This window comes from Rhodopseudomonas sp. (assembly GCF_048594845.1).
GTDB lineage: Bacteria > Pseudomonadota > Alphaproteobacteria > Rhizobiales > Xanthobacteraceae > Rhodopseudomonas.
The window spans coordinates 1-10,111 of record NZ_JBMDXE010000154.1 but is presented as its reverse complement, the minus strand read 5'-3'; the positions used below and the strand labels follow the sequence as shown (position 1 = coordinate 10,111).

The window sequence follows — 10,111 nt, the reverse complement described above, 5'->3', positions numbered from 1 at the left end:
AGCTACAGCCGGTGAGGCAACTCCGGCCTGTCCGGTGGGACACCGACTTGACCGACAGAACATATCAAGAACATCATCGACGCCATCGTTGTCGATTTTGCTTTGCGTATTTCAGGGGGGCGACATGGCGCGCCGTTCGTTGCTGCTCGGACTGATCGTTTTGTCGTTATGGGCCGCCCCCGCTGGATCCGCCTCGTTCCTTGAGCGCGTGCAGCGGGACGAACTTCATTTCGTCCCGGACGACGATCCGGCGATGAAGGCAGCGATCGCCAAGGCGCGGGCTACCCTCCCCGGTTTTCTCGCCAAGGCCGCGCACCCGCGGATCAATCAGCGCAGCTTCGCACTGAAGGTCGAATTGCTGCTGCTCGACGGCCGCAGCGAGTTTCTTTGGGTCACCAATTTCGCCAATGTCGGCGACGATTTCATCGGCCTTGTCGACAACGAACCGCGTCTGGTCCCGGGTCTGAAGCGTGGTTCTTTTTTGCCGTTCAGACGTGAGGACATCGCCGACTGGCTCTATCTCGAAGGCGACCGCATGTTCGGCAATGCGACGCTCTGCGCCCTGCTTGCATCCGCGCCGGACGATCTCCGCATCGCGCAGGAGCGCTTCGGCCTCGACTGCGCTGCCGCGCCCGGAGCAGCGCAATGAGCGAGGTCGTCGCGGATTTCCTTGTCGAGCCGGACGATGAGCGGACCACCGGCCGCTGCGAGTGCTGCGGGCACTTCACACGCATCGTGTCGGGCACGATCAGCAAAGCGGAGGTCGTCCTGGCCAGCTATGTGGTGCATTGGACGGTCGGTCACATCGACACGCTCGGTGCCGAAATCGACCTGATCATCGGCAAATGGGGTGACGGCGCCAGCGCCGCCGACCGGGTCGCCGTGCGGCTGCACCACTTCATCGGCCCGAACGGTGCGGCCGTAATGGTGCAGGATCCGCCGCCGGACAGAGCCACGTCGTCACTCGCGGCCCACGCTCTGGCCCGCGACGAGGTGATCGGCACGCCGCGCGCCGCCGAGGTCTTCGCGCTGTACGATGCGCTCGCCTTGCAGGATGCCCGCCTCGCGGAGCTATTTCATCCAATGCCGACCTGCGCACCGCCCTGCGTTCACGGCGCGACGGATCGCCCGCGCCGGATGCTGCATCCGCGCGATCCGTCGTCCGGCCGCGGCCGAACTATTGCAGGCCGATCGCGAGGCCGCTGAGGTCGAGGTCGGCAATCAGGCCGACCTGGCGGCCCGACAGTTCGAGGACGGCGCCCTTCTCGTTGCGCAGCAGGATGGCACGCGCGCCGACACCGATCGCAGCCCCAGCGCCCGCCGCGCCGTAGACGCCCGCGACGTCGCGCGGCGAGCGGATGTTGCTGACGCGGCCCACAAGGTCGGCCTTCGATCCGCCGAACACCAGGCCGTAGGACAATCCGCCGATCGACAGCGGATAGCGCCGTCCCTTGAACACCAGCGTGCCCGATCCGCCCGAACCACCGATCACCCAGCCGCCCTTGAAGATGGTCAGCGCAATCCGTCCCTCGTCGGCACGCGCCGAAGCGGTGATGGCCACGACGCCGATCAGCACCGCCACCATGGTCCCCAGCAATCTCCGCATTCTGCTCCCCTTTCGTCGGTCGCTGCCCTTACGGGCTTCATCTTTCCGGTCTAGCACTGCCCAACGCGATTCGGGCGTCCACGCGGCGAAGCCGGCGAGGCGAGGCTGCACCGAGGGTGCGGCCGGTCACTGAACCGGAACACCGCTCGCACCGACAACGAAGCGCAACGCTTTGCAATGCAGACCAAAAGGAGAATTGAATGGTTGCCACCCGCCGATCCGCCGTCAGGTTGCTTGTCGGCAGCCTCCTGAGCCTCGTCGTCGTGGCGCCTGCGCTCGCGGCCCCCACGGCTGCAGCACCCGACGCTCTGACCGAGAAACTCAACGCCTATATCGGCTGCCTGAACCGGCTGTCCGGCCGCGCCTTCGATGCCCGCGAGCGCTACTTCTCATGGGCCGCCAAGAGCGGCCCGACCGGCAAGGAACGGATCATCTACGGCACCTACACGATCTACGAAACCAAGGACTGCCGCGCGTCCGTCGAGAAAGCCAACGCGCTGGAGCCGCACGAGGCCGACCTCGAAGCCGCCGCTTCGGCTTATGCGGACGCCGTCGGCAAGCTCGAGCCGCTGCTGAAGGAAACCGACGACTACTACACGCAGCAGGACTACAAGGACGACAAGATGGCGAAGGGCAAGGCGCTGCACCCGCGCCTCGTCGCCGCCTGGGACACGTTCGCGGACGCCGACCGCAAATTGCGCAGCGGCGTCGAAACCATCAAGGATCGTCAGTCGGCCGAGAAGCTTGCCGAAATCGAACGCAGCGAAGGCCGCAAGGCTCGCTATCAGGTCGAGGCGACGATGATCGACGCCAAGCGCGTCGTGCGCGCGGTCAACACCGACAAGCCCGATCTCGCTGCGCTGACGGAGGCGGTCGGCGCCTATGAGAAGACCGTCGCGGCCAACGAGCCGTTCACCGAAGGCGAGCGCAACATGAAGATCGGCTCGATGTTCATGTCCAACGCCAAATCCTTCCTCGTCACCGCCAAGCAACTGATGCGCCGTCTGCGCGACAAGACGGCCTATTCGAGCGGCGAGAAGATGATGCTGAACAATGCCGGCTCGGGATGGATGGTTGAAGGCTCCCCGCCCCGCCTGCTGCGCGACTACAATCAGCTGGTCGACTCCTACAATCGCGGGCCCAATATCTGAGGCGACCAGAAGCGCCGGTGCGCTTGTTGCGCTCCGCTTGCCGCATGAGCGAGACCCGGCCTCGTGCCGGGCATCCTCACTGCGGCAAGGAACCCAGGGATGGCCGGGGGCAGGCCCGGCCATGACGACCAAAGGTCAGGTGGACTAAGCACCTGCGCGAAGGCTGGTAGGACGGGCGAATGCTCGCGCCGGCCAGGATGGCATGCGGTTTCGACTGGCCGCTCCGCAACCGATTTGGATAGGATCGTTGCAACGACATCGTATCGTCCCCCGACGATCATGAGGGAGTCCTCGCCATGCCGATCCAGCACTTCGCCGCCCCGGCCCACATCAAGGCGCCGCCGCTGTCATTCGCAACCCGGACCGGCGACCTGCTGTTCATCTCCGGCATTCCTGGCTTCGATTCGGACGGCCGCCTGCCCGGCGATTTCGAGGCGCAGTTCGGCTGCGTGATGACCAACTTCACGCGGGTGCTCAGCGAGGCCGGCGCTGGCCTGCGCGATCTCGTCAAGGTCAATGTCCTGCTGACGCGCGCGCAGGACGTGGTGCCGATGAACAAGCTGTATGTGCAGGCATTCGGCCCGGCACCCTATCCGGCGCGCACCACCTGCCTCGTCGTGGCATTGCCGGATCCTGCCATGCTGATCGAGATCGAAGGCATCGCTACGTTTCCGAAGTAAGCGCGGAATCTTGTGCCGTCTCAGGCGGCGAGCCCGCGCCGTCCTTGATGGAGGTCAAAGCCACAGGCCTGCTCGCGATGATTTGCTTGCGGACAAAGCCCCATCAACCATGGGTAAAACCCACTCCCCGACGCAGGTCCAGCTTTCGGCGCCTTGCAATTAGCGGTAGGTTCTCCGCATCATTCGCTCGGGGAATTCGCGGTGCTGCGCAAAGCTTTCATGAAAGTGTTTTCGGCCCATCCGGTCGAGACCATCGCCGCCTGCACCGGGCTGTTCATGATGCTGCTCGGCGTCGCGCTCGGCACGCAGTCCGGCTGGATCTGGTTCTGGGGCCAGGTCTCGGCGATCTGCGGCGCCAGCCTTGCGACTCTCGCAGTGGTGTGGACGGTCCGCCAGCGCGCTACTGAAGCGCGCACCGCTGCACATCTCAACGTGCTGGCCCGCCAGCTCGAGACCTCGATCAGCCAGATCCACAAATCGGTCAAAGGCGGCCGCGACGAGTCGCTGCCGTCGGCCGTGTATCTGGCCCAGATCGAGCAGTGCATCGACAATCTGATCGGCGTCACCCACGAGATCGGCGAGATCACCGGCCGGCAATTGCCGTTCGACGTCATCGAGATGCTGACGGCGCGCGATACGCTGCAGATCGAGGCGCGCATCACCGACACCCCGGCGCCGGAACGAAAGCTGGCGACCGAGACCGAGAACTGCCCGGCTTGCAAGAAGGCGGTCGAATTCCAGATCGGCACGCTGCCGGGCGACAGCGCTAAGCCGACCTGCCCGCATTGCGGCCAGCGCTTCCACGCCCACCGCTCGACCAGCGGCAACATCTTCCTGCGAATGCCCGGCGCCTCGCAATTCACCCGCGCGGTCTCGGTGAATTGCCCGGTCTGCGCCAGCAAGATCCCGGCGAATATCGACCAGGGCAAGCAGCATTCGGAGACGCGGTTCTGCTTCTCCTGCGGCGCCAAGGTCAGCATCGATCCGCTGGCGCAGCAATGCACGCTGGTCAGCAAGCAGGACCGCCTGCCCGGTGCCTTCAATGCAGCGGGCACGCTAGTCTGCGAGAAGTGCGGCGATCCCGCCCAGGTGCTGACGTCGAACAGCGCGGGCACCTACGGCATCTGCCGCAAGGACGACGGGCTGGTGTTTCTCACGGCCACCGCCGCCGCCCCGCCGCGCAGCGACGCAGCGGAGTAATAGCACGCGGTCGTGCAAATAATCGGGCACGCCCCGCCCGCTCCTTCCCTCTCCCGGAATACGCCCCACCTTTGGATTTGACAGCGCCGCTGCGCTTGATCACGCTTGCAACTACTTTGCATTTTCTCTTGCACTGCAGCAGATGATCAGATGAGCAACGCTCCGCACTTCGATATCGACGTCGCCGCGTTCTGGGCCGATCCTTATCCCGCACTTGCGAAGATGCGCGCCGAAGCGCCGATCGCTTTCGTGCCGCAGCTCGGCTCGACGGTGCTGACACGGCGCGACGATATTTTCGTCACCGAAAAGCGCATCGACGTGTTCTCGTCGCATCAGCCGGCCGGGCTGATGAACAAGCTGATGGGTCACAACATGATGCGCAAGGACGGCGACGCGCATCTGGCCGAACGCACCGCGATGTTTCCCGCGGTGTCGCCGCGCACCGTCAAGGACGTCTGGCGCGAGCAGTTTCAGGCCCATGCCGATCGCATCCTCGACGAGCTGGCGCCGCAAGGTGGTGCCGATCTGGTCAAGGCGTTCGCGCTGCCGCTGTCCGGTGAGTGCCTCAAGAATATCACCGGCCTCACCAATATCAGTTATCAGGAGATGGATTCGTGGTCGCAGGCGATGATCGACGGCATCGCCAACTACACCGGCGACGCTGCAATCGAGGCGCGCTGCCATGCGGCCACCGCTGGCATCGATGCGGCAATCGACGACATGATCCCGGTGGTGCGCAAGCACCCCGACACGTCGATCCTGAGCGTGCTGCTCGGCGCCGGCATGGCGATGGACTCGATCCGCGCCAACATCAAGCTGGCGATCTCCGGCGGCCAGAACGAGCCGCGCGACGCGATCTCCGGCTGCGTCTGGGCGCTGCTGACGCATCCGGCCGAATACGCCAAGGTGCTCGCCGGCGACGCGAGCTGTCTCGATGTGTTCGAGGAGTATGGGCGCTGGATCGCGCCGATCGGCATGTCGCCGCGCCGTGTGGCGCAGCCGTTCCATTACCGCGGTGTCGATTTCGAGCCGGAGGACCGCGTGTTCTTCATGTTCGGCTCGGCCAATCGCGACGAGGCATGCTTCAGCGATCCCGACGTGTTCGACGTCAGCCGCGATCACGCCAAGAGCATCGCGTTCGGTGCCGGGCCGCATTATTGCGCCGGCGCCTTCGCATCGCGCGCGATGGTTGCGGACGTCGCGCTGCCGAGCGTGTTCGCGCGGCTGAACAAGCTGCGGCTTGATGCGCGCGAGCCGGTGCGGATCGGCGGCTGGGCGTTTCGCGGCCTGCTGAATCTCCCGGTTGCTTGGGAAAATGCTGCTCCGAATTGAAGCCGTCACGTCGTCTCTGCTAAGGGAGGGACCTGTTGGAATCGTTTGGGGGTACGCGTGGCCGAAGCTGAATCCACCCGCCGTGGACGTCCGGGACCGCAAGGGCCGCGTGGCCGTCCCGGCGAACCGGGGCGTCCGGGACCGCAAGGACATCCGGGGCGTCCAGGGCCGGAAGGCCCCCGCGGCAAGCCGGGACCGATCGGCAAACCCGGCCCAGTCGGCAAAGCCGGCCCGCAAGGCAAGCCCGGCGCGGACGGCAAGCCGGGACCGCGGGGTCCGCAAGGTAAGCCCGGTCCGGACGGCAAGGCCGGTCCGGCAGGTCCCGAGGGCAAGGCGGGTCCGCAGGGGCCGCGTGGCGAGCAAGGCCCGCGCGGTGAGCAGGGCCTGCGCGGCGAGGCCGGACCGCGCGGCGAAGCCGGCCCGCCTGGTGCGCTGCCCTCGATCGAACAGGTGATGCCGTGGCTGCACCTGATCTTCGACGCCTATGAGGACTACAAGGCGAAGCGCGAGCAGGACGCGCGCGAGCGCGCCGAGCGAGAGGCAGCCGCCGCGCGCGAAGCCGCCGAGCATGCCGCAGCCGAGCGCGAAATGGCCGAAGCGCCCGCCCAGGACGACGTCGCCACGGACGAGGAGTCCGAAGACGACGACAAGGATCAGGGCGGCAAGAAGCACAAGAAGAAGCGCCACAAGCACAAGGACTGAGCCGGAATGATCCGGTCGCGCGCCGATCCATCGGCGGCGACCTGATCAAGACAGCCGCACCAACTCCGCACGCACAGCCTTGCGGCCGGCGCCGGCGACATTAGCTCTGCTGATGACGGCTGCGCTGCGGAGATGCTGATGTCGGCGATCTGGTACTACACCGTGCTGATCTTCGAATCGGTGCTCGGCGTGTTCGGGCTGCGGCTCTACGAAGAGCCGGCCTATGCGGTGCTGGACCGCCCCGGCGAGGCGATCGAGATCCGCCGCTACGCGCCGCGGCTCGCCGCCGAGGTCGCGCTCGATCGCGAGAGCGGCGCCGACGGCCGCGCCTTCACGCTGCTGTTCAACTACATCGCCGGCGCCAACCGCGGCGCGCAGCGCATCGCCATGACCGCCCCGGTGGATGTCGCCCGCCCGGAGACAATCGCGATAACGGCGCCGGTGGAGACCGGGCGCAACGACGGCGCGATCCGGATGCGCTTCTTCCTGCCGGCGCGCTTTACCGCCGAGACCGCCCCTGCCCCCGCTGATGCGCGCGTCAAGATCGTCACCGTCCCGGAGCAAACCATCGCCACGCTGCGCTTCACCTGGACTGGCCGCGATCTGCCGGCGCGGCAGCAGCAACTCGTCGCTGCGCTAGAGAACACCAATTGGCGACCGAGCGGCGAGCCGTTCGGGCTGTTTTACGATGCCCCGTTCACCATTCCCTTCCTCCGCCGCAACGAAGCCGCCGTGCTGGTCGCGCCGCGGTGAAACGCGGAACAGCGCCGGCGCGCAGACGTTGAGCAAGACAATCCGTCCACACGCGAGGCATAGATGAGCGACGTCACTTACAAGATCGTCGAACACGACGGCGGCTGGGCCTATCAGGTCGACGGCAGCTTTTCCGAAACCTTCCCGAGCCACGAGGCGGCAACCGCCGCGGCCAAGCGTGCCGCCGCCGAACAGCGTGCGCCGGGTTCGACCGAGGCGATCCAATACGAAGACCCTTCGGGCCGCTGGCATGAGGAAACAGCGCGTGGCGACGATCGTCCGAACACCACGGTGGTCGACAAGAGCTGAGGCCCGCGCTTACGCCACACGGGACCGCTGAAGTCGCCGACGCAAAGATACTCTCAACTCGTCATGGCCGGGCTCGTCCCGGCCATCCACGTCTTTTATGCGTTTCGCCAACAAGGCGTGGATTCCCGGCCCGAGGCCGGGCATGACGGTGATGGTCGCGATGATAGTAACTACACCAGCCCCAGATCGACCGGCTTGGTCCCTGCAAATACCCGACCGACGGCCGCCGTATCGAGACCGTACATCTTCTGAAGCAGCCCCGCGAACAGCGCGCGATAATCGGTGAGCACCGGATAGTCACGGTTCTGGAAGAGTTTCGGCTGCTCGACCTTCACTTGCTCGCCGACGATGCGACCGCCGTTCAATCCACCGCCGAGCACCCAATAGACGCTGCCGTGGCCGTGATCGGTGCCATGGTCTCCGTTCTCCCGGAAGGTGCGGCCGAACTCGGAAATCACCACGACGACGGTGTCGCGCCACGCGCCGGGTCCGATCTCTTCGCAGAAACCACTCAGGCCGCGGCCGAGTTCGCCGAGGCGGTCGGCCAGATAGCCGGTCGCCGCGCCCTGGTTGACGTGGGTGTCCCAGCCGCCGACATCGACGAAGCCGAGATTGAACTGCTCGCGCATCAGCCGACCGATCCGGCGCGCCGACAATTCGAAACCGCGCGGCGACACCGCGCCGCGATTGGCCGCCGTCATCTCGTCGGAGATCGACTTCACCACTTCGTCGCGCACGCGAAAGCCCTCGGAGACGGCAGACGCCAGCTTGGTCCTGGCGTACATCTCCTTGATCAGTTGCGCCTGACGATCGTCGACGCCCGGCTTGCCGACGTTGTTGAGCGCGATGTTCGGAATGTCGGCCTTGCCGCGGAAGATCAGCGGCAACTGATCGGTGAAGGCGATCGGCCGTACGCGGGTGAGTTCGGCGGCCAGCCGGCTCATGAAGCCGGAGCGATAGTCGCGCGCGCCACCGGTCGACTGGCCGAGTTCGATCGTATCCTGCGTCTCGAAATGACTGCGGGTGACGTCGTCGCTGGTGCCGGCGAACGGCACGAAGGCGATCTCGCGTTCTGCCCACAGCGGCGCGAGGCTGTCACGCAACGCCGGATGCAGTCCCCAATCGGCATCGAGCGCCACAGCGGCATTCGGATTGCCGACATCCGGCTTTGCGATCGCCAGCGACGGCCGGGATTCGTAGTAGAACGAGGACGACACCGGCACGATCACGTTTGCCGCGTCGTAGGCACCGCGCAAAAACACCACGAGGAGTTTCGCGTCGGTCGCGGGCGCGGCCCAGACACGGCCGGCGACCGTCATCGGCGCGAGCGCAGCGAAAGCCTTGAGCAGGTCACGACGGTTCATGGGGAGCCTCCGCATGCAGCCGGTACATGAATTCGGGCGACGACAGATACAGCGTGTTCCAGTCCTGCGGCGAGATCGCCTTGTCGAGCGCGGTGCGCGTCGTCGCGCTCAACGTCTGCCGCAGTCCATTGAAGTAGAGCGCGTTCTGTACCAGTGGAAATGCCGGGCGATCCTTGGCGTCGGGACCCTCGGGCTTGAACAGGCCGGCCGATCCCGAGCCGATCTGCCGCGCGATCTCGAACCGCAGCATCATCTGGCCCGGCCCGCTCCAGGATTCGCTGGTGAGCGCATAGCCGTCCGGCGTCTGCCGATTGTATAGCCCTTCGCCCAGTCGATTGAGCCAGTTCTGGATCGGCGCGGTGTTGGCGATCACCTTGTCATCGTAGGCGAGCCGGACCGCCGAATAGACGTAGTTCACCGGATCCTTGAAGCGCTCGCCGGATTTCAGCGTGGCCTCGAACTCCGGCGACTGCACCATCGCGGTCAGCACGGCAGAGATATCGCCGTCCGATGTCGTGAAAGCCTTGGCCATTCTGGCGATCAGCGCCGGCGGCGGGTTATCTGAAACGAAGTACACCGCGATCTTGCGTGAGATGTACTGCGCCGTGGCGGGATTGTGCACGATCAGGTCGAGCGCCTGCTCGACCTCGGCATAGCCGCTGCCCGGGATGACATGGCCGAGGAACGTCTTCTCGCTCATGTCGTGGCGCGCCGGATTGAACTCGAACGCGCCGTCGCGCACCAGCAGCTGGCGTAGCTCCGGCTTCAGCTTCGGATCTTCCGGCTTCAGGTCGATGCCGACGCCGGTGAGAATTTTGGCGAGCGCCTCGACGTCGGCCTGCGTGTAACCGCTGCCGACGCCCATGGTGTGCAGTTCCATGATCTCGCGCGCATAGTTCTCGTTGACGTGGCCGGCGGCGTTGCCGGCATTGTCGAGGTAGCGCAGCATCGCCGGATGCCGCAGCGTCGCGCGCAGCAGATCGCCGAATTTGCCGAGCGCATGCGGCCGGATCG

At 65.8% G+C, this 10,111-nt stretch carries 12 protein-coding genes; 9 read left to right on the top strand and 3 right to left on the bottom strand.

All coding sequences use genetic code 11. From position 1 onward, the window contains the following. On the top strand, positions 1-649 hold a 649-nt coding region (locus ACOJTD_RS09535; protein WP_420132682.1), incomplete at its 5' end, for a YegJ family protein. After that, on the top strand, positions 646-1,206 hold the full coding sequence (locus tag ACOJTD_RS09530) for a hypothetical protein (protein WP_420132681.1): 561 nt from the start codon (positions 646-648) through the stop codon (positions 1,204-1,206). The genes ACOJTD_RS09535 and ACOJTD_RS09530, both read left to right, overlap by 4 nt. On the opposite strand, the gene ACOJTD_RS09525 is transcribed toward ACOJTD_RS09530, so the two are convergent. Next, complete coding sequence (locus ACOJTD_RS09525) at positions 1,178-1,606, bottom strand: hypothetical protein (protein ID WP_420132680.1); 429 nt, start codon at positions 1,604-1,606, stop codon at positions 1,178-1,180. The genes ACOJTD_RS09530 and ACOJTD_RS09525 overlap by 29 nt on opposite strands. A 200-nt stretch (positions 1,607-1,806) precedes the next feature. Between ACOJTD_RS09525 and ACOJTD_RS09520 the strand changes: the two genes are divergently transcribed. The 7 genes from ACOJTD_RS09520 (at position 1,807) to ACOJTD_RS09490 (ending at position 7,733) form a co-directional block, all read left to right on the top strand. Then, complete coding sequence (locus ACOJTD_RS09520) at positions 1,807-2,757, top strand: YiiG family protein (protein WP_420132679.1); 951 nt, start codon at positions 1,807-1,809, stop codon at positions 2,755-2,757. 296 nt (positions 2,758-3,053) lie between these two features. Beyond that, positions 3,054-3,437: a RidA family protein gene (locus tag ACOJTD_RS09515; RefSeq protein WP_420132678.1), complete on the top strand. Its 384-nt coding sequence runs from the start codon at positions 3,054-3,056 to the stop codon at positions 3,435-3,437. Positions 3,438-3,638: 201 nt separating this feature from the next. Beyond that, positions 3,639-4,637: a hypothetical protein gene (locus ACOJTD_RS09510; RefSeq protein WP_420132677.1), complete on the top strand. Its 999-nt coding sequence runs from the start codon at positions 3,639-3,641 to the stop codon at positions 4,635-4,637. 150 nt (positions 4,638-4,787) lie between these two features. Further along, positions 4,788-5,969 (top strand): cytochrome P450, encoded by a 1,182-nt coding sequence (locus tag ACOJTD_RS09505; protein WP_420132676.1) that lies wholly within the window; start codon positions 4,788-4,790, stop codon positions 5,967-5,969. Between the two features lie 57 nt (positions 5,970-6,026). Then, positions 6,027-6,671 (top strand): collagen-like protein, encoded by a 645-nt coding sequence (locus ACOJTD_RS09500; protein ID WP_420132675.1) that lies wholly within the window; start codon positions 6,027-6,029, stop codon positions 6,669-6,671. A gap of 138 nt (positions 6,672-6,809) precedes the next feature. After that, on the top strand, positions 6,810-7,424 hold the full coding sequence (locus tag ACOJTD_RS09495; protein ID WP_420132674.1) for an SOUL family heme-binding protein: 615 nt from the start codon (positions 6,810-6,812) through the stop codon (positions 7,422-7,424). A 63-nt stretch (positions 7,425-7,487) separates the two neighbouring features. Beyond that, entirely contained in the window at positions 7,488-7,733 is a 246-nt protein-coding gene (locus ACOJTD_RS09490) for a DUF2188 domain-containing protein (RefSeq protein ID WP_420132673.1), read from the top strand. A gap of 170 nt (positions 7,734-7,903) precedes the next feature. On the opposite strand, the gene ACOJTD_RS09485 is transcribed toward ACOJTD_RS09490, so the two are convergent. After that, positions 7,904-9,097: a DUF1501 domain-containing protein gene (locus ACOJTD_RS09485; RefSeq protein ID WP_420132672.1), complete on the bottom strand. Its 1,194-nt coding sequence runs from the start codon at positions 9,095-9,097 to the stop codon at positions 7,904-7,906. Continuing rightward, a partial coding sequence (locus tag ACOJTD_RS09480; protein WP_420132671.1) for a DUF1800 domain-containing protein occupies positions 9,084-10,111 on the bottom strand: 1,028 nt, incomplete at its 5' end. The genes ACOJTD_RS09485 and ACOJTD_RS09480, both read right to left, overlap by 14 nt.